Consider the following 24,005-nt stretch of genomic DNA (forward strand, 5'->3'; position numbering starts at 1 on the left):
TGCATGGACCAAAGCTCCCCGGCCGTTATGCGGCCCGGATATGGAAATTATACCGCATTTCTAGATTTAATTCGAGTTTGCGAGTAAAATAAGAAAGAGTGACATCCGGTTTAACCTGCGTAAACACTGGCGGCTGCGATCGTAATTGTTGCAACCGGCTGAGGTAGAATAGGCTTTATTAGTATATAAGGAGGTTATTATTCGATGTTGAAAATAGGTTCGCACGTGTCGTTCTCCGACAAGGGGCTGCTTAACGCAGCGGAAGAAGCCGTAACGTACGGCTCCAGCACGTTCATGATATATACGGGAGCTCCGCAAAATACGCGGCGCAAGCCGATCGAAGACCAGTTCGTCGAAGAAGGCAAAGCGGTGATGGACAAGCACGGAATGGGCGATATCGTCGTGCACGCTCCTTATATCATTAATCTCGGCTCTTATAAGGAAGATACTTTTGAGCTTGCGGTTCGCTTCCTTCAGGAAGAAATTCGGCGGACGAATTATTTGGGCGTCAAAAATATCGTGCTTCACCCGGGCGCTTACACGGATAAGGATGCGGAATACGGCATCGCCCGTATCGCGGAAGGGCTCAATGAAGTGCTGAGCGGCGTGAAAGACACCGACGTGAACATCGCGCTCGAGACGATGGCCGGCAAAGGAACGGAAATCGGCCGCAGCTTCGAGGAAATCGCCGCGATCATGGACAAGGTCGAAGACAATCGCAGGCTGACGGTATGTATGGATACTTGCCATATTCACGACGCCGGCTACGATATCGTGAACGATTTCGACGGCGTGATCGACCAGTTCGACCGGATCGTCGGCCTGGACCGTCTTGCGGTCGTCCACCTGAACGACAGCAAGAACGTCCGCGGCGCCGGCAAGGACCGCCATGCCCCATTAGGAGCGGGATTGATCGGCTTCGACGCGATGAAATATATCGTGCACCACGATAAGATCCGCCACCTGCCGCTTATTCTCGAAACGCCGTGGATCGGTAAAGTAGACGGCAAGGAACGTCCGATGTACGAAACGGAAATCGCTCTGCTTCGCGGGGATGTGGAAAGCCGGCTCGGCAGCGACTTCCTTGACCACGTCGAGCGGCTGGAATTCTTTTTCCGCAAGCGGGAGATCGACCAACGCGGGTTTGTCGTAGGCACGTGGGAGCTGCTCAAGAACGACGCCAAAGCCAAAAAGGCGGACGGCCGCGAGCCGATGGAACGACTGTACGACATGATCGAGGAAGAAAGGCTGTTCGAGGATTTGAGCGAAGAGCAGATCAATCACCGGTTGACCGCCTGGTTCGCCGGCAAGCACGTGCTGCAGTCCGTATAACGGACGCCTTGGGCCGCCGCACGCGGCGGAACCGGGAATCGGCAGCTTACAAAGAGAAGGCATCGCGGGATGAGACGGGGGAGTTGTCAGATGGTTGGGGTTAAACGTAAGCAAGCGGAAGTGAATGAAAAGCGTGCACGCATGCTGATCTCTTGTCCGGATCAGCCGGGGATCGTGGCTGCGGTTTCGCGTTTTTTGCACGAGCATGGCGCGAATATCGTACAGTCGGATCAATATACGATGGATCCGGAAGGCGGCATGTTCTTCATCAGAATCGAATTCGATCTGAACGAGCTGGATCGCCGCCTGGAGCCGCTCGAGCTTGATTTTGCGGAAGTGGTGGCGGACAAATTCAACATGCAGTGGAGTATTTCCCGCGCCGGTTATAAGAAGAAGCTTGCGGTATTCGTGTCGAAGGAAGACCACTGTTTGCTGGAGCTTCTCTGGCAATGGCAGGCGGGCGACCTGAACGCTGATATCGCGATGGTCGTAAGCAATCATAACGATATGCGGGAGACGGTCGAATCGTTCGGTATTCCGTACCATCACATTCCGGTAACGGCCGACACGAAGCAGGAAGCGGAAGCGAAGCAGCTGGAGCTCGTCGACGGCCATGTGGATGCGATCGTGCTTGCGCGTTATATGCAGATCGTATCGCCGAGATTTATCGAGCATTATCCGAACCGCATCATAAACATTCATCATTCGTTCCTTCCGGCCTTCGTCGGCGGAAAGCCTTACGCGCAAGCCTACAGCCGCGGCGTGAAAATCATCGGCGCCACCGCCCATTACGTCACGGAAGAGTTGGACGGCGGCCCGATCATCGAGCAGGACGTGCAGCGGGTAAGCCATCGCGACAACACCGAGGATTTGAAGCGCATCGGCCGCCATATCGAACGGATCGTATTGGCCCGTGCCGTTTCGTGGCATGTCGAGGACCGCATTCTGGTGCATCAGAACAAGACGGTCGTGTTCAACTGATTGCCCGGAAGATTACCGTTCCAAACAAACAAGCCCGCTGCTTCGTGCCGCGGGCTTGTTTGTTTGAACGGCTTGTACGCGAAGGGACATACGGATCTGAGCGTTCATTCGATCCATATCCAGTCCCGAAAGGGGGCGCAGCCTTCTGCCGGGGCTATCCGGGATACGATTTGCCCCAGCGGATGGTCAGTTCCAGCTTGCAGCAATTTCCTTCCTCGTAGGAGGGGATGTCGAAATGAATGCCGTCGGGCGTATAGCCGGTATGAATCGCCGTTTTGACTCCGGTCGTTTTGATCAGTCTGTCGACCTCGGCATGATTGCCGTTCTGGGCTGCCGTCATCAGCTGTTTGGCAAAGGGCGGCGAGGAGGCCACATGGCCGACAAGCTTTCCAGCTTCCCCGAGAAGCCTTTGCGTTACGGCTGCGGACCGCTGAAACTGCGACGGATCGACCGGAGGCAAGGCTGCGGGCCGGTCCCACCAGGGAACGGGCTGCCAGGAGCCGTTTGCCGGCCATTGCCGATACGCGAAAGGGGAAGCGGCGGGGGACGGCCAACCTTCGGAATTTCGATAATAATGCGGTTCGTAGCTGCCTGCCGCAGCTATTGCTGAAGGATCGTACATAGACTGTGCTAGCCGATAGGTGTTCAAACGGAGAAGCCTCCTTGAAATCTGCTCTTGTTATCCTATGTTCGACTGCTTTTCCGAGGTGCCTATGGCGGTTCGGCAGGCATTGCGATATCCAATATGCGGAAGACGGGACGGGCGACTTTTTAGCAAAGCAAAGTGGCAAAGCGCGAAGGCACATGATACAATGGTGAGAATGAAATGTCAGCAGCAATCCGTTAGGCAACGTTAGATTTAGGGGGAATGAACAATGGCAGTATCCAACAAATCCATTGAACAATTAGCGGTCAACACGATCCGTACGCTTTCGATCGACGCGATCGAGAAAGCGAAATCCGGACATCCGGGCATGCCGATGGGAGCGGCTCCGATGGGGTATTCGCTGTTTGCGCAGCAAATGAAGCACAGCCCGTCCAACCCGACTTGGTTCAACCGCGACCGTTTTGTCCTATCCGCAGGGCACGGCTCGATGTTTCTGTACAGCTTGCTGCATCTATGCGGCTACGACCTGCCGCTGGACGAGCTCAAAAATTTCCGTCAATGGGGCAGCAAAACGCCGGGTCATCCGGAAGTCGGCCACACGGCGGGCGTTGACGCCACGACGGGTCCGCTCGGACAAGGATTTGCAATGGCTGTCGGCATGGCCATGGCTGAAGCGCATCTCGGCGCAAGCTACAACAAGGACAATTTCAACGTCGTCGATCATCACACCTACGTCGTTTGCGGCGACGGGGACCTGATGGAAGGCGTTTCCGGCGAAGCGGCTTCGCTGGCCGGCCATCTCAAGCTGGGCAAGCTGGTGGTGCTTTACGATTCGAACGATATTTCGCTTGACGGCGAATTGAACCTCTCTTTCTCGGAAAATATCAAATCGCGCTTTGAAGGCTACGGCTGGCAATACCTGCGCATTGACGATCAGCACGACGTGTCGGCTATTTCCGCCGCGATCGACGAAGCTAAGGCGGATGCGAAGCGTCCGACTCTGATCGAGGTCAAAACGACGATCGGCTTCGGCAGCCCGAACGCGGCAGGCAAAGGCGGCCACGAAGGCGTGCACGGCAGACCGCTCGGCGGCGACGAAACGAAGCTGACGAAGGAAGCCCTTGGCTGGCCGCTTGAGCCCGATTTCTTCATTCCAGAGGAAGTAAAAGCGCATTTTGCGCAAGTGAAGCAGCGCGGCGATCAGGCCGGCGAAGCTTGGAACGCATTGTTCGCGGCCTATAAAGCGGCGCATCCGGAGCTGGCGAAGCAGCTGGAGCAAGCGATTGCCGGCGAGCTGCCGGAAGGCTGGGACGCCGATTTGCCTGTGTACTCCACGAGCGACAAAGCCATTGCAACGCGGAACGCTTCGCAAGCGGCGCTTAATGCGCTCGCTAAACGCGTGCCGGCGATCTTCGGCGGCTCGGCTGACCTGGAGTCGTCGACGATGACGCACATGAAGGGCATCGGCAAGTTCACGCCGAACGACTACAGCGGCCGCAACGTGTACTTCGGCGTTCGCGAGTTCGCCATGGCGGCGGCCGTTAACGGCATGATGCTGCACGGCGGCGTGAAGGCATTCGGCGGCACGTTCTTCGTGTTCTGCGACTACCTGCGTCCGGCCGTGCGCCTCGGATCGATCATGAATGTGCCGTCCGTATTCGTCCTGACGCACGACAGCATCGCGGTCGGCGAAGACGGACCGACGCATGAGCCGATCGAGCAATTGCCGGCTATGCGCGTCATTCCGGGCATTACGGTTCTGCGCCCTGCGGATGCTATCGAAACGAACGAAGCCTGGAAGTTTGCCGTTCAGCACAAGGGTGGACCGGTATGTCTCGTGCTGACGCGGCAAAACCTGCCGATTCTCGAAGGTACGGCCGAGCTGGCGCCAAAATCCTTCAGCCGCGGCGCTTATGTATTGTCCGAGGCTAAGAACGGCAAGCCGCAGGCTCAAATTATTGCGACCGGCTCCGAAGTGCAGCTCGCGGTCGACGCTCAGAAGAAGCTGGCAGAGGAAGGCATCGACGTTCGCGTCATCAGCATGCCGAGCTGGGAGCAGTTCGAGAAGCAATCGCAGGAATACAAGGATTCCGTCATTCTGCCGGACGTTAAAGCCCGTTTGGCCGTGGAAATGGCGTATCCGATGGGCTGGGAGCGTTACGTCGGAAGCGAGGGCGACGTGCTCGGCATCGACCGCTTCGGCGCTTCCGCGCCGGGACCGACCGTTATCCGCGAGTACGGCTTCACGATCGAGAACGTCGTTGCGCGCGTAAAAGCGTTGTTGAAATAGGAGGAGTGTTCCCATGTCCCAGTTCGATCAAGTTAGCGTCGTAAAGAAAGCGAATATTTATTTTGACGGCAAGGTAACGAGCCGCACCGTTCTGTTTGCGGACGGCACCAAAAAAACGCTGGGCATCATGCTGCCTGGCGAATACGAATTCGGCACCGACGTCAAGGAGATCATGGAAATTTTGGCCGGCGATCTGAAGGTGCTGCTTCCCGGAGAAACCGAGTGGAAGCACATTAGCGGAACCGGCGAATTCACCGTGCCTGCAGGCCAGAAGTTCAAGCTCGAGGTAGCTTCGGCTACCGACTACTGCTGCTCGTACATTGCCGAGTAATTGCTGCATCGATAAGGAAGAAGCCCCCTGCAAGCTAGAGCTGCAGAAAGGGCTTCTTTTTTTGGCATCGTTCGAAGGCGAAGGATCGCGCAGGCTAGCAATCACTGGCTAAACGTCATTCCGGTCTCCGGCTTTCTTTTCGAAAGGCCGTCGGCGAACAGCGGGCGATCTGCTTGAACACGCGCCCGAAATGGGCGATGCTGTCGAAGCCGGAGCGCTCCGCAACGCGAATGACGGGCTCGCCGGATTCGCGGAGCAGACGCCGCGCTTCCATGACCCGCACGTTGTTGACGTATTCGATGAACGTAAAGCCGGTTATATCGCGAAACAGCCGGCTGAAATGATAGGGCGAGATGAAGAAGGTTCGGGAGATGTGCTGCAGGCTGAGCGGACGGTCGAAATGGTTATTGATGTACGCGACGATTTCGCCGATCTTCCGTTCCTGCGGACCGGTCCGTTCGACCGACTCGATGCCGGTGGAGGGCATAAGCCTCGCGCAAAAGACGAGCAATTGCGTAAGCAGCGCTTGAACGAACAGCTCGGCTCCCTGCTTGCGGGCCTGCCATTCCTTTTCGATGCCGAGCAGAAGCTCCAGGGCGATTCGCCGGTCCGCCTCTTCAAGGCGAAGCACGTTGCTGGTTCCATGGAAGGGAAGCTGCAGGCTTTTGCTTTCGTGCTCCCAATTCGGCATCAGGAAGCGGTCATGGAAATTGATTAGCAGCCGCTCATGCACGGGCCGGTACGCTTCCGTCGTCTTGTGCAGCTCATTCTTGCCGATGAAGACGATGTCCCCGGCTTTGACGTGGTACGTTCTGTTTTTTATGAAATAGTAGCGTTCGCCCGAACATAAATAATAGACCTCGTAGGTGTCATGAAAATGATTCGCCGTCATGCTGACGGCTTCCGTTACTTTGCGGCGGTCGTAAGCGAAATCGTCGGTCATTGTGCAATCCCCTTTTTTCCGGGCTGTACAACCATTGTAGCAAAATATAGAAAGATGCGGTAGCAAGATATGCAAGGTTCGTGGCGAAAAACGGCAATATTCGTGTAGTTTATATGCCTATATTGCGCTAAGCTGAGGGTACATCCAGGAAGCAACAGCAATTCGAAAAAGCTGGCGGAGGTGCCGAATATGGCTAAGAAAAGATACGCGCTCGTCGGGACGGGCGGACGCTCGCATATGTTCATCAATGCGATTGCGCGCAATTATAAGGAAACGTCGGAGCTGGTCGCGTTCTGCGACGTCAATCAAACGCGTATGGACTACGCGAACAGGCTGCTGGAGAGGGAGCATGGACTCGATCCGATTCCTACCTATAAAGAAGACCGGTTCGATGAAATGATCCGGACGGAAAAGCCCGACGTCGTCATCGTCACAACCGTCGACCGTACGCATCACACATACATTATCCGCGCGATGGAGCTCGGCTGCGACGCGATTTCCGAGAAGCCGATGACGGTCGACGAAGAGAAATGCCAGGCGATTCTGGATACGACGCGCCGGACGGGGCGGAGCTTGCGGGTCACCTTCAATTACCGTTATGCCCCTCACAATACGAAGATCCGCGAGCTGATCATGGATGGGGCGATCGGGGATGTCTTCTCGGTGCATTTCGAGTGGCTGCTCAACACGCGCCACGGGGCGGACTATTTCCGCAGATGGCATCGCGATAAGGCCAACAGCGGCGGGCTGCTCGTACATAAGTCGACGCATCACTTCGATCTCGTCAATTTTTGGCTGGGCTCGCAGCCGAAGTCGGTATTCGCCATGGGCGGGCTTAACTTTTACGGGCGCGAGAATGCGGAGAAGCGCGGGGTCACGCAGTTCTACGAGCGGGCGCACGGAAGCGAGGCGGCTAAAGACGACCATTTTGCCATCCATCTCGAGAAGAACGATAAGCTGAAGGAGCTTTACCTGGACGCGGAGCACGAGGACGGCTATATCCGGGATCAAAGCGTATTCGGCGAAGGCATCACGATCGAGGATACGCTCGGCGTCATGGTTCGTTACCGGAGCAATGCGATATTGACTTACTCGCTTAATGCGTACTTGCCTTGGGAGGGCTACCGCGTCGTGTTTAACGGCAGCAAGGGAAGAATGGAGGTCAACATCGTCGAAGCCTCGCATATCATTGCAGCAGGACGAAGCGAGGACGACGGCAAAGTGAAGGATAAATCGATTACGGTGTATCCGATGTTCGAGGCGCCGTATGAGGTCGACATCCCCGAAGGCGTCGGCGGCCACGGCGGCGGCGACAGGGTAATGCTGAATGATATTTTTGGAGTGCCCGGGGAAGACCGGTTTCATCGCGCCGCATCGCATGTGGACGGGGCGATGTCGATTTTGACGGGCGTGGCCGGCAACATTTCGATACGTACGGGGCAGCCGGTTAACGTTGACGAGCTGGTGAAGTTCTAGCCGGAAGGTAAGCTTGCGCAGAGACGGCATTTCGCCGTCTCTTTTTCTATGCGGGACTTGTGCGGCAACCAACGATCTCTGCGCAGTACCTTCTTCAAGCTAGCCCTCCATCGCTTTAGCCAGTGCGGCCAGCTTGACGATCGTATTCCAGTTGCGCGATGTCGCGGTATCGCCCAGCTTTTGCAAATTGGCCGCCAGCTTGGAATCCAGAACGCTTTGACGGAACAGGAAGTAGATTTCTTGCCCGTGGACATGGTACTCGTCGTGTCCGCGCTCGCTGGTCGAGAGCAGATCAACGGTTTTCTGCGAAGCCGTCTCGGTCATCAGGGTAACGTGGATGCTCTGTCCTTCCGTCAAGGAGTCTGCCGCAAACGGACAGTTTGCGATCAAGCGGTTCAGCTCCTCGGCCGTTCTCAGGATGACGGTAACCGTCATGCCGAAAGCCGTGTGGATTTCCCGCTCGATACGGCGGCGAAGCGGCTCCGCCTCTTCCTCCGATTCAAACAGCGCATTGCCGCTCTGAATATACGTTTGCACCCGTCCCAAGCCCATAGCTTGAAGCGAGCTCTTTAATTCCGCCATCTTGATCTTCTTGTTGCCGCCAACGTTAATGCCGCGTATCAAGGCGATATAAATCGTCATCGTATCCCAGCTTTCCGTCTTGTTCTCCTGAATAACTTCGGTGAAAGCTGCCGATTATCCTTCAGGGTGCATGAATCTAGTCGGGGAACGGTTCAGTAAGGGACTTTCAATCACGAATCTGGGGAGATGACCATACAATACAGAAGCTACAGGGTAAGGAGAGGATAGGTTTTGAACAGAGTGACATTGGACGCAGCCAAAGTGTTGATTGCGGCCGCGGAACGGAAGGGCAAGGAGCTCGGTCTTGCCTGCGATATCGCGATAGTCGACGAAGGGGCGAATCTAGTCGCTTTTCACCGTATGGATAACGCTCGGATCGCCGGGATTGAAATCGCCCAGAACAAAGCATGGACGAGCGTCGCCATGAGAATGCCTACCTCCAACTTGGCGCAGTCCGCTCTTCCCGGCGGGCCGACATTCGGCATCAATACGACGAATAACGGAAGATTGGTGATTCTGGGAGGCGGAATCCCGTTTGTAAGGGACGGCAGGATCGTCGGGGGCATAGGGGTGAGCGGAGGAACGAGCGCTCAAGACATCGAAGTGGCCACAGCGGCCGTTCAAGTGTTTGAAGGCATGCGCGAGCTTGGCGGCGGACAGATCGGAACGGTGCGTATCGGATCGCAGGCTTAGCTCGTACGAAGGGATGAAAGCCCAACAGGCTGCCGGCTTCATGCCGGCAGCCTGTTCGTTTCCCGGAATGCGGGATGCGGACAGCCTGTTTAGGGAAAGGTCTCTAGGGCAGGCTGCCCGTTCGTGCTAGTTCAGTTCCTCCAGGTGCTGGCGGATGTAATCCTCCAGCTTGATCCGGATGTACGGCGGTAAGCCGGACATCATGCAGCCGTAGCGGAATTCGTTGTTCTTGGCTTCGATCCGGATGATTTTGCCGGTGATAGGCGGCAAATCGGCTTCCTTCGGAAAGTGAATGACGATAAACATATCCCGCGCAAGCGGGAACTGGGAGACGATCTGCAGGCCGCTCTCGGACAAATCGATCAGATGGCCTTCGATGTTCTGGCCGGAGAAGGAGCCTTCCTGCTCCCACTGGTAGACGGAAAGCTGCAGCTTGATGTTCATGTTGATCCGCGTACTGCGGCGGCGGTCCTTGGTGTCGGCGGCGGCGGCAGCCAGCTCGTCCTTCGCTTGGGACGATTGCCCGGTGCCTTTAGGTGCGATCTGCTGCTGCATCCAGTCCTCGTAGCACTGCACGACCGAGCACAAATCCTGCGGGCCGAGGCCCTTGGACAATCCCATTTGGAACAAGGACGCGGCGCTGTGCAGCATAGGCGCCGGAAGCTGGAACTGCTGCGTCAATTGCGAAGCAAGCAGCAGGTCTTTCAGCATCAGCTGCAGCGAAAATTGATTGGAGAAGTCGCGGCCGATGATTTTGCCGCCTTTCAATTCCGCCTGCCTGCTGTTTGCGCCGCCCGCGAGCACGATCTCCAAGAACGTTTCGGGATCGAGGCCCGATTTGACCGCGATCGACAAGCCCTCGGCCAATCCGGCCGCGTTGATGCCGACCATCGTATTGTGGGCAAGCTTCGCGGAGGAGCCGGAGCCGGACGGTCCCATGTACAGCATCTTGCTGCCGAGCGTGTCGAACAAGTCGCGGTGCTCCTCGAATACTTCCTCGCTGCCGCCGACCATAAAGACGAGCGTACCGGCTTCCGCAGCCGGCTTGCTGCCGGTAACGGGAGCATCGAGAAAATCTACCAGGTGAGAGGCCAATTCGTCGTGAATGCGTCTGCTTGTTTGGGGGGCGACCGTACTGCAGTCGATGACCGTCAGTCCGGGATGCGTGCCTTCCATGACGCCCGACGCGCCATAAATGACCTCTAGCAAAGCCTGATCGTTGCTTACGTTCGTGAACAGCACTTCCACCGTGCGCGCGAGGGCGGCCGGAGAGGAGGAAGTTTCGGCTCCGAGCAGAGCCAGCTCGTCCATTTTCTCGGGAGAGCGATTGTAGACGGTCACATTGTAACCGTTCTTCAACAGGTTGACGGCCATCGGTTTTCCCATCGTTCCGAGACCGATAAATCCGATCGTTTTCATGGTATCACCTCGGTATCATTTTACCATGACGGACGTATGGAGGAAACTTGCATTTCAGTAGGGAAGACATTATGCTTGTTGGTATGTAGACGGCCAGTAAGGCCATACGGATGATAGGATAAACCATACATTATTACGCGTAAGGGGTGCTTATTCATGGGGAACAAAGTAAGCTTCGATTATAGCAAGGCTCTCGGCTTCATCGGGCAGCATGAGGTCGATTATTTAACGGCCGCCGTACATACCGCACACGATCAGCTGCATGGTCAAACGGGAGCCGGCTCGGATTATTTGGGCTGGGTCGATTTGCCTGTCGCTTACGATAAAGAGGAATTTGCCCGGATCGAAGAAGCCGCGAAGCGGATTCAAGCGGATTCGGACGCGCTGGTGGTCATCGGCATAGGCGGCTCGTATTTGGGCGCGCGGGCGGCGATCGAAATGCTGTCGCATTCGTTCTATAACCTTCTTCCGAAGGATAAGCGCAAGACGCCGGAAATTTATTTTGTCGGCAACAATATCAGTTCGACGTATGTCACCCACCTGCTGCAGCTGCTGGAAGGCAAAGACTTCTCGGTCAACGTCATCTCCAAGTCGGGTACGACGACCGAGCCTGCGATCGCGTTCCGGATTTTCCGCGAGGTGCTTGAGAACAAATACGGCAAAGAAGCGGCGCGCAAACGCATATACGCCACGACGGACAGTGCCAAAGGCGCGCTGAAGCAGCTTTCTGCGGCGGAGGGCTACGAATCGTTCGTCATTCCGGACGACGTGGGCGGACGCTATTCCGTATTGACTGCGGTCGGCTTGCTGCCGATAGCCGTTGCGGGCATTAACATCGGGGAGATGATGCAGGGCGCGGCGGATGCCCGTGAACGGTATGCGAACCCTGCCCTGAGCGAGAACGAATGCTACCAATACGCAGCCGTGCGCAACGCGCTGTACCGCAAAGGCAAAACGACGGAAATTTTGGTCAATTACGAGCCGGCGCTTCATTTTGTGTCCGAATGGTGGAAGCAGTTGTACGGCGAGAGCGAAGGCAAGGATTATAAAGGCATTTTCCCGGCGGCTGTGGATTTCTCGACGGATCTCCACTCTATGGGGCAGTTTATCCAAGAAGGCAACCGCAACCTGTTCGAGACGGTCATTCAAGTGAGTAAGGTGCAGGAAGAGATCGTCATCGGCGAGGATGCGGACAATTTGGACGGCCTCAATTTCCTCAGCGGACGGACGATGGATTTCGTCAACAAAAAAGCGTTCGAGGGCACGATGCTCGCCCATACGGACGGAGGCGTGCCGAATCTGATCGTGACGCTGCCCGACATGACGCCGTATACGTTCGGCTACATGGTGTATTTCTTCGAAAAGGCGTGCGGCATCAGCGGCTATCTGCTCGGCGTCAACCCGTTCGATCAGCCGGGCGTTGAGGCGTACAAGAAGAACATGTTCGCGCTGCTCGGCAAGCCGGGCTTCGAGAAAGAGAAGGCGGAGCTGGAAGCGCGTTTGACGAAGTAAGCGAATGGAACCGGACAAGGCGGCACATCGCAAGATGAGCCGCTCTTGCCTGTGGAATGGCAAGTATTGCTGCTGTAAAGGCGAGGTGTTGCGACGGATGCTTACGAGCTACAAGACGGTCAAACGATACGGAATCGCGGAAATCGTCATCAAAAAATCGCGGTTTATCGGTCATGCGAAACCTGTTGCATCCGAAGAAGAAGCGATCGCTTTTATCGAAACGATCAAGAAGGAGCATTGGAACGCCACGCATAACTGCTCCGCCTATATGATCGGTGAGCGCGACGAGTGCCAGAAGCAATCGGACGACGGGGAACCCAGCGGCACGGCGGGCAAGCCGATCTTGGAAGTTATCAAGCATCAAGGGCTCAAAAATGTCGCGGTGGTGGTCACCCGTTATTTCGGAGGCATTATGCTCGGTGCAGGCGGGTTGATTCGCGCGTATACCGACGGTGCCGTTGTGGGTCTCGAGGCTGCGGGGCCCGTCTACCGGGTGCTGCATCGCGAGGTGTTGGTTGCCATCGAGTATACGTGGCTAGGCAAAGCGGAGAACGAGCTGCGCCAGCGGGACATGCTGATGGGGGAAACCTCGTTTACCGACAAGGTGACGCTCTCTTGCTTGCCGCTCGAAACGGAGGCGGAGCGGTTCATCGCGTGGATGACCGATCTGACGCAGGGACAGGCGGACATCGTGAAGGGCGAAGCCCGATATATCGAGCACGAAAAGCTTCCTGGCTGAACGATAGCGTGAGGCTTGCGGCGTTGCGTTGGGCGGAAAAGGCTTAACGATCGTGCTGCAAGGCTCACGGAGCCAGGCTGTCACAGGGCGGAATTTCATGGAATCAGGGTGAGGGGGCAGGCCATGTCACCAAGAAGAAGCGTAGAGCAGGAGCTTAGCAGGGAACGTATTCTCGAGGAAGCCGCCGTGCTTTTTGCCAAGCATGGATATCGGGATTTGACGATGCGCAGCATTGCCAAAGAAATGGGCTACAGTCACGGGGCGCTATATTATCATTTTAAGGATAAAGCGGAGCTGTTCTATGCGCTGGTGAAGGAAGACTTCTCCTTAATTCTTGAGAAGCAGCGGGACTTGCTGAAGGGGAGCAGAGCCGGCGACATCGCTCAGTTGAAACGGTTGATGACGGAGTTTATCAAATTCGGCATCGAAAACCCGCATCATTACGAAATCATGTTTTTGATTAACGATGCCGACCTTCGGGAGCATTCGCGCAGCGAGCAGGCCCAGTGTCTCGATCTGTTCGCGTCCGTCGTTCGGGGCATTATCGGCGGCCGTAAAGACGCCATGCACAAGATGTACACGCTTCCTTGGAGCTTGTTCATGTCCATGCACGGCTTCATTACGTATACGATTCATTACGGGCAGACCTACAATGAAGTCAAGAAGATGGCGGATGATCATATCAACAACTTATGCGAGGGGATTTACAACGGCTGAGGCGGGCTGGAGCGGATGCAATTTATCATTATTTTACAGGGTATGGAGTCATGTTTGAACGAGGCCTCCTCATATGCTTGTATTAGGATCGAACCGCGGAACATGCGGAGATTCAAGACAAGCGAAGGAGGTTTTTATTTTGGAACGGATTTATGCGCGCTGGATCGGCATCGTTTTCACGGTAATTGGCGTTCTCGGTTTTTTCGTTCACGACTTGTTCGGCATCCTTCACCTGCACACGGCGCATAACGTGTTTCATCTGCTCATCGGGATTACGGGCATCGCCGCTTCGGTGCTTCCCGGCTGGGCTTTGCGCTACACGCAGATCAGCGGGGTGGCGTATTTGCTGCTTGGAGCCGTCGGATTTTTCGCGCCGGACTTGTTCGGGCTCATGCAACTGGCGCTCTCCGATAATATCGTGCACCTCTTGTTCGGCGCTATCGGTACATATATCGGGTTCGTTCTGAACACGAATCAGCTTGTCGTACAAAAGAAAACGGCTTAACCGGTTGCATGACGGCGCTTAGGCAAGAAATGCAGCCTCCCTTCCGTTTGCGACGGCGAGGGGGGCTTCGTTTTGGCTTCCGTGCGGCGGGACATACGGGTTATTTTCGAACAAACATGATACAATGGGAAAAGCGAACGGATGGAAAGGATGATACGACGAATGGACTTGTCCCAAAAAACGATCGAAAACGCAGCCTACATGATCGAGGCGATCAAAACAAAGCTGCGTGTCGCCACAGGCGCTGCGATTAAACCGGATCATTTTGACTTCGAGATGTATGAGGATCTGAAGGATATTTACGACCATGTGAACAGCAAGAATACGTTCAGCGTCAGCGAAATGGATGCGATCGTGCTTGAACTCGGACGGCTGCGCAAGGCAGAAGTCAAGTAAGCGGACGATTCGAAACAGCGTTAAGAGGGATGTTCCCGTATGCCATGCAAATGGCCGGGGCAGCCCTTTTTGCGTTTGTTAAACGTTTAAGGCATAAGCTTGGGGCCGCAGCCTGTTGGGGCTGAGCCAAAGCATGCCGGCGTTCTCGAAGTGTCTTTTTTCCCGCTACTCCGATCGGGGAGATCCTGTTATAGTAGGGAGATAAGGACTTTAGACGGAACGTAGAGGCTCATGCGTTCGAGAACGGCAGGGAAAGCGGAGCGGATAGGAGGAGACCCTGATTCGAGCGGACTATAGGCTGATGCGAACATTGTCGTATCTATTTGTAAGCGTTGCCGCGGCTGCGGCGGGAGGTACGCTGCTGTCGAACGCGTACGTATCGAGGTTTTCTTACGATGAGGCGCTGTTCAGTATGTGGGCGGCTTTCATCGGCTACGGATTGCTGCTCGTACTTTTGTTCGCATTCGCCTATACAAGGCTTGGCGGGGTACGCCGCTGGCTGGCCGTTGGGCGGACGGATAACCCGGAGGCGATATGGCGGCGCTTGAACCGTTTTCCGGCAGAGGTGACGGGGATGGTTGCCGGCTACGGATTGGCTGTTACGCAGCTGACGCAGATTGTCAGAGTCAGCACGACAACGGACGGTGCCCCGGGCGGATTCTGGATCGATTATGGCAAAAGTACGCTGTTCAACCTTTCCACCGTACTGATGCTGGCGCTGGCGTACTATTGCTTGCTTCAGCTTGCGCTGCGCCGCTATGCTGTTGAGCTTAAGATAACGGAACTGCCCACAGGGCGCAGCTCCACCTTCGTCCTGCCGATTGCCGTTTCATTCGGCGGAATCATGGCGTTCATCGGTACCCGGGTCATTTGGTATGCTTACGATCGCTCCTCGTCGGCTTTGCCCGTTGCGGTTAGCGGCATGCTGCTCGTGACGCTCGCAACGGTAGGGCTAGGCTCCTTGTTGTTCGTGACCGTGACGAAAGTGTTTTTCAATGATGTCAACGGAATCGTCGGGGAGCTTCGCCGGTTGCTGCGCAAACCGCGCGGGGAGCTGCATCGCAGCATTCCGATTGCGGCCGAAGACGAAACGGGCAAGCTGGCGCTGGCGTTCAACGCTCTGCAGGCACGGCTGAACCGGGAATATGAGCAGATGGAGAAAGATGTGCGGCTGGCGGAAGGCGTGCTCCGTCAGCTTCTGCCGCAGCGCGAGCTGCAACTTCCGTCGCTTGCGGTAACTTTCGGCGTACCGCCGGCTTCGGTTGTGACGGGCGACCTGTACGACGCGATCTCGGTAGACGAGCATAGAACGGCGCTTGTAATCGGACGCGTCGCGGGCTCGGGAATGCCGGCTGCGCTCATCATTTCGGCCATGCTCGTGCTTGTGCGCGCAGAGGTCAGCAACGGCGGGCGTGTCGGCGACGTACTGGATCGACTCCGCAGCCATTTGTCGGACGCGCTTCCCGAAGGGATGCCAGCGGCATTCGGCATATGCATAGTGGATACGGGCGCCTTCGAAGCGGAAGCCGGAGCGATCGGCTCCTTCGCACTGTCGGTCGGCGGGGAGCCGCAGCAGGAGCCCGTGGAAACGGCGCAATGGTGCAGTACGCCGTTCCGGGAGACGGACGTCATTCCTGTGGCGAAAATGGCGCTGATGCCGGGTTGGCGAATCGTTTTCGGACATAACGGGAAAGGGGCGGACGCGCCGAATTCCGCGCCTGCAGCAGATTGGCTTACAGACGGGGGAATATCGGTTACGGTGAAGCTGTGTCAACGCAGCCAAGCAGCGGGGCCGGAGAGCCCTCGAACAGCGTCCATTTCGTAATTAGGGGAACGGCTATTCAGAGATGGAAGGGGGAGCGGGAAGCGCATGAAGGAGAAGGAAAGAGGCGGCTCCTTAATGGGACGATTTTTGGGAATGTATATGGTTTCGGCGGGGGCCGGAATAGGGATAATCATGTTTATGAATGTGTACGGGCTGCAGCTTGGCCTAGAGGAGCTGCTTTACGACACGATCCCCATTCTGCTTGTTTTCCTCCTTCTCTTCGTGCTGCTTCTGCTTGGATTTACCCGGTACCGGCTGCGCGGAGTGATCGCCTATATGAACGGTAAAAGGCCGGATATGTCCGCTTCGGAAGCGTTTCAACGCATGCTTCGTTTTCCTGTGGAGATATTTTGGACCGTGATGGGGGTCGCGGCGGTTTTTACGCTGCTCTTCCATTTATACGATTACGGAGCCGAAGGGATCGCGCTTTTGCTCCGGTCTTCCGCGGATCGTTGGTACCTGATCTTTTTGATGATGTACGAGCTCAGTCTATCGCAAATGCTTGCCGTTCTGCTGTTCAGCGGCAGCCGCGCGAGTTTGAGACCTTTTTTGCTGCGCATGAATGCCTTCAGCCTGCCGAATTTGCCGGGCAACTCGTTTCACCGCTCCTTGCTCCTAATGTTTGTCTCCGGCGTTCTCTTGTCTGTCATTTCGCTCGTGCAAACGATCATAAGCAAAACGTTCAACGAAGAGGCGCTCAGCTTCAGCCAATTGCTCGTTATGGCCGCCGTTACCTCCGCATTCGGTTTATGCACGCTGATGCTACCTCTGCTTCAATTCCGCCGCGAGATTCGTTTGCTGACGGCCCGCTTATTTGCTCTTCAGGCTGAGAAGCGCGGCGTGCCGCATCAGATGCCGATCGTCTCGATGGACGAAATCGGCCGGCTGGCGGGAGCGTTTAACGAGCTGCAGGCATATACGGCAAAAGCTTACGAGGAAGTGTCGAAGGAGCTTCGGCTTGCCGCCGTCGTCCAGCAAAAGCTGCTGCCGCCGCCCCTGACGGCGAACGAGTCGTATGCCTGCTTCGCGATTTGCGAGCAAAGTCTGGAAACGGGGGGCGATTTCTACGATTGGATGGAGCTGGACGATCGGCGGCTGGCTGTTCTTGTCGGGGATGTCATGGGCAAAGGGATGCCGGCCGCGCTCATCATGTCATCGGTGCTGGCGCTGTTCCGGCTGGAGGTAAGGAAAGGCGGGACGGCTGGAGATGTGCTTACCCGTCTTAACCGGCGAATCGTGGAGACGCTGCAGGGAGAAATGATGGTCACCGCGGGTCTTGCCTTGATCGAGCTCGACAGCGGACGGCTTGCTTACGCGAGCGCAGGACATCTTGCGCCCTATATCGTAAGCGCAGGCGGGGACGTGCGAGAGCTTCCCGTTGCTTCCATACCGCTTGGCGTAGATGATGAAGAAAGCTACTCGCAAGGGGAATACGAAATCGCGCCCGGCGATCGGCTGATTCTGTACTCCGACGGGGTTGTAGAGGCGCAGCACGCGGACGGTGCGATTTACGGATTTGACGAATGGGAGCGGGAGCTTTCGGAAACGGATAGCGGCAAGCCTCTGGCTGAGCAGCTTCGCATGCTGATGGACAAGCTGCCCCGCAGTGCGGGAGCGGAACCGTTGGATGACAGGACGGTCGTTTGCGTACGCTGGGAGGGCAGGATAGCTTAAAGCGGCGCGCTTATCGCCAGGGAAGAGGGATGAAGGGTTATCCGTTAAGCGGGGAATGCTGCTTGGCGGATAGCTTTTTTGCCGTTCCCGCCCGTTTATTTGCCGAAAGCCGGACGGTTGGAGAAATAATACGTAAATACGGCGACGAAAAAAATCGTAATCATGGAGTACAGCGTACGCTCGGCCCCGATCACGGTAATGCCCGTAAGGAGGACGGTAAAATCGATAACGAAAATGAGCACGGCGGTCGGAATGCCGCTGCGCATCGAGAGCATCATGGCGAGCAGGTCGGTGCCCCCCGTATTAATGCCGTACGCCAGCATCAAGCCGATACCGGTTCCGATAAGCGCGCCTCCGTAAACGGCGTGCAGCATCACGGGCAGCTCAAGCAGCGTGCTTAGGGGGCTGAGCACGTCGATCAAATAGGAGGAGACGAGAAAGCCGGCGACGCTGCGCAGAAACAGCGATTTCTGGTTTAGAAAAGCGAACAGGAAAATCGGCAGACTGGCGAAAATAATGCTCGTCCCCGGTCTGAAGCCGAAATAGTATTTGAGCAGAAGCCCGATTCCGATCATCCCGCCGTCAAGGAGCTTGTACGGAACGAGAAACAGGTCGACACCGATTGCAACGGCCATGCTTCCGCCGATCACCGCCAGCGCCTTCGGCAACAGCGACATTTGGATTCCTCCCGCATTTGCGCTTTGCGCGCTTGTCCGCGCAGCGCATACTTGTCCTTGCATTATATGCGTATGGTTTCGGATACCATGTCAAAAGCTAAAGAAAGGACAGCGAAGCAGCCGTTCATTTGTTCGACCGAAGGGAAGCACCGGCGGCTGAAACCGGTAGTTGACACGCTAAGCTGCGTATGGTAAGTTTAAAGTATTCCTTAACTATATATTAGTAAGCTAGTTACGATAATATACTTCATAACCTTTGGAGGTGCCTTTTACGATGATGCCATCCCTCTTTATCGCGCACGGCGCGCCGACACTTGCGATCGAATCGAACGCATACACTGCATTTTTGCAGGAGCTTGCGGGGAAAATACAGAAGCCTAAGGCGATTGTTCTTTTTTCCGCGCACTGGGAAAGCGGGGTTCAAGCGGTCGGCGGAGCCGAGCAGTACGAAACGATTTATGATTTCGGCGGATTTCCCGATGAAATGTATCAGATCAAATATCCGGCTCGCGGGGATATGGAGATAGCGCGCGAGGTTGCTTCGCTGTTTGCGGCGAAGGGCATCCCGTCTCGAATCGACGAGAATCGCGGCCTGGATCACGGCTCATGGGTCGTTCTTCGTCTTCTGTATCCGCAAGCCGAAATCCCGGTTATCGCGCTATCCGTCAACCGGCAGCTTACGAACGAGCAGCAGTACCGGATCGGCAGTGCGCTGGCCTCGCTGCGCGAGCAAGATATTCTGATCGTCGGCAGCGGCGGCACCGTGCATAACTTGCGTAGAGTGTCATGGGGCGCCGAAAAAGCGGACGATTGGGCGCTCCGGTTCGACGATTGGCTGAAGGAAAAGCTGGAGGCTTGGGATACGGAGGCGCTGTTCCAGTACGAAACGCAGGCGCCTTTCGCTCAAGAAGCGGTTCCGCCTTACGGGAACGAGCATTTCGTACCGCTTCTGCTGGCTATGGGGGCGGCGGACGCGACGCGTAAAGCGTCGCTGCTGTACCGCAGCTTCCAGTACGGGAGCTTAAGCTTGAGCTGCTGGCAGTTTGATTGATATCGTGAACGTCGTCCGGGACAGCAGCGTAACCCATACGAGGCTATCCCGGTAGGGAACATGAATAGGGTGAAAGTCCCGGCATTCAAGCGAAGAAGCCGCCAAAACCACGGTTAGAAGTGGGGATGGCGGCTTCTTTCCTTATTAAGACGAACACTCGCGAACCATTAATTTATTACCGTCCGGGTCCAGAAAGACAAACCAGTGCGCATCCATAATCTCTGTAAGAAGCTCAACACCTTGTTCTTTCATGAACCGGTAGGCTTCGTTAATGTCATGTGTCGGCAAAATAACGGCAGGCGTCTGATAAGCGGGAGGCCCTCCAGGCTCCCGTCCTCCCCATAACGGCATTTCATCCAAGATCAAATCGGGTCCGTCAACAGGTAACACATAAAGATGTCCATTCACGGCCTGACCGGAATCCGGTAAGCCCAAAATGCTCGAGTACCAGCTTTTGGCTGCTTGAATGTTGCGTACCGGAATGAAGACACCTTGAATCTCCCGCCGAATAGGGCTGACCGGTTGAACGACCGCCGCCTCTTGCGACGGCCGGACGGGAATATGGATAGCCAACTCGGAATCGGGATGATCCGGTCCCAAAAAGCGCGAATCGTAAACTTGCACATCGTACCGGCTCGCGTATTTGTACCCGGAAGCAGGCAGCCATGTAGAGTGAAAGTATCCGTATGAATCGGCTAAAGATTTGATGCTCCCTTTATGCGTAACTACGGCGTATTGGTGGGCCGGAAACGTTCGAGCCGTCATGCCTTCCGGAATTTCATCTGCAGCGTTTACTAGATAACCGGCAATAAATTCATAATTTTGAAACCCGGAAAAGTCCTCTGGGTAGATGCTGACTCCGTGCATATGGCGGCTGACGGGGTTGCGAAGCTCGGCGGAACGATTGGCGAAGGAAGAGAAGAGCTTGCCGATCGTGTTGTTTTTGCGGGCGTTGGCTTTAGAGGTTACGCACGATAAGCCGATGACGGTGAACGAATCCTTCGATACGAGCTTGATTGACGGAACGGCTTTAGTCATGCAGACAGACATCTCCTTATCAAATGGTGAGTTCTAACCACTCGCCCCTACAATTGTACGATGTGGATAATATACCCAATAGTATGGCGTACAAACGTTCGGTTTGGAAAGGGGGGGCTGTAAAGATTGCTGTGCATGTACCCCCTAGATGATATCGGTAGTTACGATCAAAGCTGTTTTACCGCCAGATTGAAATGCCGGAAGTCCTTCGTTGCGTAGTGCAGCTTTTTCTCGATTTTTCTTTTGATTTCGGGGTCTTGGTATTGCGTGAGCATGTCGACGTACCGGTCCACCATCGCTTTGATTTCGAGAATCCAGAGCGAATGATTGAGCGGGATCAGCTCCTTCAGATCCTCGGCGAAAGCCTCGGATAAGAACCGGATTTTCGGCGGCTGAAGCAAGCTGGTAACGCCAAAGGTGGGGGGCGTGGCGTCCTCCCGAAACAGCTGCCCGGGCACCTGCTCCCAAAAGCTTTCCCATTCCGTTATCAAGCCCGCCTCGTAGAAAATAAACTTTTGAAAGCCGCATAGCCAAGCTGTGCAGCTCGTATTTCGGCGCTGACAGCCGACGCCGTTATTTAGAAAGTCGCACCCTATGCAGCAGGAACCGCCGTTCGGAATGCAAACGCTGCAGATGTGGTCCGCTCCGGCACCGTGGAGGTAGTCAAGGCCGGCTTCGATTGCTTTCTGTCTCGTTGTAACCCGCAAAAGCTCCTCGGGCTGTGAGGGTTTCAGGAAACCTGCCATGCCGTCGCTCCTTTCTTGGACCCATGACTCCGCATGTGTATCGAAATATTTGATTATTTGAATATGGGTAATTATACGCATACAGCGGTTTGTTTTACAACAGGCTAGTTAGATATGGTATGATGTTTTATATATTCAGATTTTCAGATTTTAAGGGGCTTGGTACATGAATCGTGAAATTCAGCAGTTCAAATCGGAGTTTTTTAAGGCTTTGGCTCACCCGATGCGCATTCGCATTCTTGAGGTGCTGTGCGAAGGGGACAAAACCGTCAACGAGCTTCAGGCCATTCTGGGCAGCGAAGGCTCTGCCGTATCGCAGCAATTGGCCGTGCTTCGGAACAAAAACGTAGTCAGCGGGACGAAAGAGGGAACATCCGTCATCTATTCGCTTCGCGATCCTCTCATCAAGGATTTGCTGGAGGTAGCTCGGCGAATTTTCGACAATCATCTGGTTGACGCCATCTCGCTATTGGAAAACATGAGAAATGAATAACACGATCAATAACAAGGATATCTTGAGATTGCACAAGATAAACCTTGTTTTTATTTATTAATGGGCCTTTTTTGAACGAAAGGGCGGTGATCCGTTCATTGACAAGGACAAAATATCGGGCGTATATTCTTCATATATTCAAATAATCAAATATTTATAAAGAAGGGTTTCAAATGAAACTGTCGGGAAGATTTGAAGGCTATAACGCCGGCTATTTTCGCCGAGACCTGTTATCCGGCCTAATCGTAGCCATAATCGCGATTCCGCTTGGAATGGCTTTTGCCATTGCGGCAGGCGTCAAACCGCAGTACGGGATTTACACGACCGTTATCGCGGGCTTTCTTATCTCGCTGTTAGGCGGCTCGAAGGTTCAAATCGGCGGTCCGACGGGGGCGTTCGTGCCCGTTTTGCTTGCGATCGTGATCCAGTACGGGTATGAGAATCTATTGATCGCGGGATTGATGGCAGGCGTGCTGCTGGTTCTGATGGGCGTTTTCAGGCTGGGTACGCTAATCCAATTCATCCCGCGTCCGGTCACCGTCGGTTTTACCGCAGGGATTGCGGTTATTATTTTTTCCGGACAAATCGCCAGCTTTATCGGCCTTTCGGATATTCCCAAGCATGAAACGTTTATCCCCAACATGAAAGAGCTAGCGGCGCATCTTACGGGGATTAACCCGTACAGCGTGATCACCGCATCGATTTGTTTGGCCATGATTCTGGTTACGCCTAAGGTTTTTCCGAAAATTCCGGGCTCGCTCATCGGTCTTGTCGTATCGAGCGCGGTTGCGGTATGGCTTTTTGACGGCAAGCTGGCAACGATCGGATCGACATACGGCGTCATTCCGAGCACGCTACCGGGTTTTCATGTACCCGAAATAACACTGGACCGAATCAGGGAGCTCATCCAGCCTGCCTTCGTGATCGCGATGCTTGGGGGGATAGAGTCGCTCTTGTCCGCGGTAGTCGCCGACGGCATGACCGGGTATCGCCACAACAGCAACCGGGAGCTGATCGGACAAGGGATCGCCAACATCGTAACGCCTTTGTTCGGAGGGATTCCCGCTACCGGCGCGATCGCCCGGACGGCTACGAACGTTAAAAGCGGCGCGGCGAGTCCCGTCTCGGGGATGGTTCACGGCATCGTTGTTTTGCTCGTCCTGCTTCTGTTCGCTCCTTATGCTTCGGCCATTCCGTTAGCGGGCATGGCGCCGATCCTGATGGTCGTCGCCTGGAATATGAGCGAACGGAAAACATTCCTTCATGTTTTGAAGACGAAAACGGGTGATTCCCTGGTCTTGCTCCTTACGTTTCTGCTGACGGTGCTTACGGATTTAACGACGGCGGTGGAAGCGGGGCTGCTGTTGGCGGCGATACTCTTCGTCAAACGGATGAGCGGGATGCTTACGGTCGCCAAGGTGCTGCCCGACCCTTCCACGAAGCATGCGAAGGTAACGCCGCATGTGGTGAACGACCGGCATGATTGTCCGCAGATCGCCATTTTTACGGTGGATGGCGCTCTGTTCTTCGGCGCGGCAGCGCTGTTCGAACAAACGGTTATGCGCACGATTGCCTACCGGCCCGCTATCCTGCTTCTCAGAATGGGAAGGGTTCCGTTTATGGATACGACCGGGGAAGCGTATTTGTCCAGCGTGATCAAGGACTTTGCAAAGCATGGCGGAATCGTCCTCCTCTCCGGCCTCCAAGCCCAGCCCAAAGAAGTGCTGCAGCGAACGGGTCTGTACGAACGGATCGGAGAGGAGCACCTCTTCGCTCATACGGGAGAGGCGATCGATTGCGCGCTAACGAAGCTGGATCGTCACAAATGCCTGGGCTGCAAGCATTTGGCGTTTCGCGAATGCGGGGTTTTATCGAATCCGGACTAATGGTCGGGATTCTTTTTTTTGTTCTGCGGGAAGGGATCGGCGCACAACCTGAAAAAAACAAACATGACTTCCTAAGTTCGCGCATTGTTGAA

23 protein-coding genes are annotated in these 24,005 nt (G+C 55.3%); 16 read left to right on the plus strand and 7 right to left on the minus strand.

The features are described 5' to 3' along the window. The first annotated feature begins 204 nt into the window (after nt 1-204). On the plus strand, nt 205-1,332 hold the full coding sequence (locus tag ACKGJP_RS04460; protein WP_409344483.1) for a deoxyribonuclease IV: 1,128 nt from the start codon (nt 205-207) through the stop codon (nt 1,330-1,332). 90 nt (nt 1,333-1,422) lie between these two features. Beyond that, nucleotides 1,423-2,313 (plus strand): formyltetrahydrofolate deformylase, encoded by an 891-nt coding sequence (gene purU / locus ACKGJP_RS04465; protein ID WP_409344484.1) that lies wholly within the window; start codon nt 1,423-1,425, stop codon nt 2,311-2,313. Between the two features lie 154 nt (nt 2,314-2,467). Here the strand turns inward: purU and ACKGJP_RS04470 are convergent, their stop codons facing one another. Further along, nucleotides 2,468-2,962: a hypothetical protein gene (locus ACKGJP_RS04470; RefSeq protein WP_409344485.1), complete on the minus strand. Its 495-nt coding sequence runs from the start codon at nt 2,960-2,962 to the stop codon at nt 2,468-2,470. 226 nt (nt 2,963-3,188) lie between these two features. Here ACKGJP_RS04470 and tkt point away from each other — a divergent pair, with 226 nt between their 5' ends. Both tkt and ACKGJP_RS04480 read left to right on the plus strand, forming a co-directional pair. After that, entirely contained in the window at nt 3,189-5,210 is a 2,022-nt protein-coding gene (gene tkt / locus ACKGJP_RS04475) for a transketolase (RefSeq protein WP_409344486.1), read from the plus strand. A gap of 13 nt (nt 5,211-5,223) precedes the next feature. Next, nucleotides 5,224-5,541 (plus strand): pyrimidine/purine nucleoside phosphorylase, encoded by a 318-nt coding sequence (locus tag ACKGJP_RS04480; RefSeq protein ID WP_409344487.1) that lies wholly within the window; start codon nt 5,224-5,226, stop codon nt 5,539-5,541. Between the two features lie 115 nt (nt 5,542-5,656). On the opposite strand, the gene ACKGJP_RS04485 is transcribed toward ACKGJP_RS04480, so the two are convergent. Further along, a complete protein-coding gene (locus tag ACKGJP_RS04485) occupies nt 5,657-6,484 on the minus strand; it encodes a helix-turn-helix domain-containing protein (protein WP_409344488.1) in 828 nt (275 codons plus the stop codon). 189 nt (nt 6,485-6,673) lie between these two features. Between ACKGJP_RS04485 and ACKGJP_RS04490 the strand changes: the two genes are divergently transcribed. Beyond that, on the plus strand, nt 6,674-7,960 hold the full coding sequence (locus ACKGJP_RS04490; protein ID WP_409344489.1) for a Gfo/Idh/MocA family protein: 1,287 nt from the start codon (nt 6,674-6,676) through the stop codon (nt 7,958-7,960). A gap of 99 nt (nt 7,961-8,059) precedes the next feature. Here the strand turns inward: ACKGJP_RS04490 and ACKGJP_RS04495 are convergent, their stop codons facing one another. Next, the gene (locus ACKGJP_RS04495) at nt 8,060-8,602 is read right to left on the minus strand and encodes a DUF1697 domain-containing protein (RefSeq protein ID WP_409344490.1); all 543 of its coding nucleotides are present in this window, start codon (nt 8,600-8,602) and stop codon (nt 8,060-8,062) included. A 171-nt stretch (nt 8,603-8,773) separates the two neighbouring features. Here ACKGJP_RS04495 and ACKGJP_RS04500 point away from each other — a divergent pair, with 171 nt between their 5' ends. Continuing rightward, nucleotides 8,774-9,235, plus strand: coding sequence for a GlcG/HbpS family heme-binding protein (locus tag ACKGJP_RS04500; protein WP_409344491.1), 462 nt, complete (start codon nt 8,774-8,776; stop codon nt 9,233-9,235). 126 nt (nt 9,236-9,361) lie between these two features. On the opposite strand, the gene ACKGJP_RS04505 is transcribed toward ACKGJP_RS04500, so the two are convergent. After that, nucleotides 9,362-10,654, minus strand: coding sequence for an NAD(P)-binding domain-containing protein (locus ACKGJP_RS04505; RefSeq protein ID WP_409344492.1), 1,293 nt, complete (start codon nt 10,652-10,654; stop codon nt 9,362-9,364). Between the two features lie 156 nt (nt 10,655-10,810). Here ACKGJP_RS04505 and ACKGJP_RS04510 point away from each other — a divergent pair, with 156 nt between their 5' ends. From ACKGJP_RS04510 to ACKGJP_RS04540, 7 genes are all read left to right on the plus strand, one after another. Next, nucleotides 10,811-12,166, plus strand: a complete 1,356-nt coding sequence (locus ACKGJP_RS04510) for a glucose-6-phosphate isomerase (RefSeq protein ID WP_409344493.1) — start codon at nt 10,811-10,813, stop codon at nt 12,164-12,166. A gap of 97 nt (nt 12,167-12,263) precedes the next feature. Beyond that, nucleotides 12,264-12,905 carry a YigZ family protein gene (locus ACKGJP_RS04515; protein ID WP_409344494.1) on the plus strand — a complete coding sequence of 214 codons (642 nt, stop codon included), beginning with the start codon at nt 12,264-12,266 and terminating at the stop codon, nt 12,903-12,905. A 123-nt stretch (nt 12,906-13,028) separates the two neighbouring features. Further along, nucleotides 13,029-13,622: a TetR/AcrR family transcriptional regulator gene (locus ACKGJP_RS04520; RefSeq protein ID WP_409344495.1), complete on the plus strand. Its 594-nt coding sequence runs from the start codon at nt 13,029-13,031 to the stop codon at nt 13,620-13,622. A 139-nt stretch (nt 13,623-13,761) separates the two neighbouring features. Further along, nucleotides 13,762-14,127, plus strand: coding sequence for a DUF4383 domain-containing protein (locus tag ACKGJP_RS04525; protein WP_409344496.1), 366 nt, complete (start codon nt 13,762-13,764; stop codon nt 14,125-14,127). Nucleotides 14,128-14,289: 162 nt separating this feature from the next. Further along, complete coding sequence (locus ACKGJP_RS04530) at nt 14,290-14,523, plus strand: DUF1128 domain-containing protein (RefSeq protein WP_409344497.1); 234 nt, start codon at nt 14,290-14,292, stop codon at nt 14,521-14,523. 310 nt (nt 14,524-14,833) lie between these two features. Further along, a complete protein-coding gene (locus tag ACKGJP_RS04535; RefSeq protein WP_409344498.1) occupies nt 14,834-16,348 on the plus strand; it encodes a PP2C family protein-serine/threonine phosphatase in 1,515 nt (504 codons plus the stop codon). A gap of 45 nt (nt 16,349-16,393) precedes the next feature. Then, entirely contained in the window at nt 16,394-18,022 is a 1,629-nt protein-coding gene (locus tag ACKGJP_RS04540; RefSeq protein ID WP_409344499.1) for a PP2C family protein-serine/threonine phosphatase, read from the plus strand. Nucleotides 18,023-18,117: 95 nt separating this feature from the next. Here the strand turns inward: ACKGJP_RS04540 and ACKGJP_RS04545 are convergent, their stop codons facing one another. Next, complete coding sequence (locus ACKGJP_RS04545; protein ID WP_409344500.1) at nt 18,118-18,699, minus strand: YitT family protein; 582 nt, start codon at nt 18,697-18,699, stop codon at nt 18,118-18,120. Between the two features lie 274 nt (nt 18,700-18,973). Here ACKGJP_RS04545 and ACKGJP_RS04550 point away from each other — a divergent pair, with 274 nt between their 5' ends. Further along, nucleotides 18,974-19,750, plus strand: coding sequence for a dioxygenase (locus tag ACKGJP_RS04550; RefSeq protein WP_409344501.1), 777 nt, complete (start codon nt 18,974-18,976; stop codon nt 19,748-19,750). 144 nt (nt 19,751-19,894) lie between these two features. Here ACKGJP_RS04550 and ACKGJP_RS04555 read toward each other — a convergent pair whose 3' ends face one another. Further along, nucleotides 19,895-20,788, minus strand: coding sequence for an effector binding domain-containing protein (locus ACKGJP_RS04555; protein ID WP_409344502.1), 894 nt, complete (start codon nt 20,786-20,788; stop codon nt 19,895-19,897). Nucleotides 20,789-20,955: 167 nt separating this feature from the next. After that, nucleotides 20,956-21,534, minus strand: coding sequence for a hypothetical protein (locus ACKGJP_RS04560; RefSeq protein ID WP_409344503.1), 579 nt, complete (start codon nt 21,532-21,534; stop codon nt 20,956-20,958). Nucleotides 21,535-21,700: 166 nt separating this feature from the next. Here ACKGJP_RS04560 and ACKGJP_RS04565 point away from each other — a divergent pair, with 166 nt between their 5' ends. Then, entirely contained in the window at nt 21,701-22,027 is a 327-nt protein-coding gene (locus tag ACKGJP_RS04565) for an ArsR/SmtB family transcription factor (protein WP_409344504.1), read from the plus strand. 173 nt (nt 22,028-22,200) lie between these two features. Continuing rightward, complete coding sequence (locus tag ACKGJP_RS04570) at nt 22,201-23,913, plus strand: SulP family inorganic anion transporter (RefSeq protein ID WP_409344505.1); 1,713 nt, start codon at nt 22,201-22,203, stop codon at nt 23,911-23,913. Nucleotides 23,914-24,005: the final 92 nt, after the last annotated feature.

Origin of the sequence: Paenibacillus litoralis (assembly GCF_046244365.1) — a bacterium.
Classification (GTDB): Bacteria; Bacillota; Bacilli; order Paenibacillales; family NBRC-103111; genus Paenibacillus_V.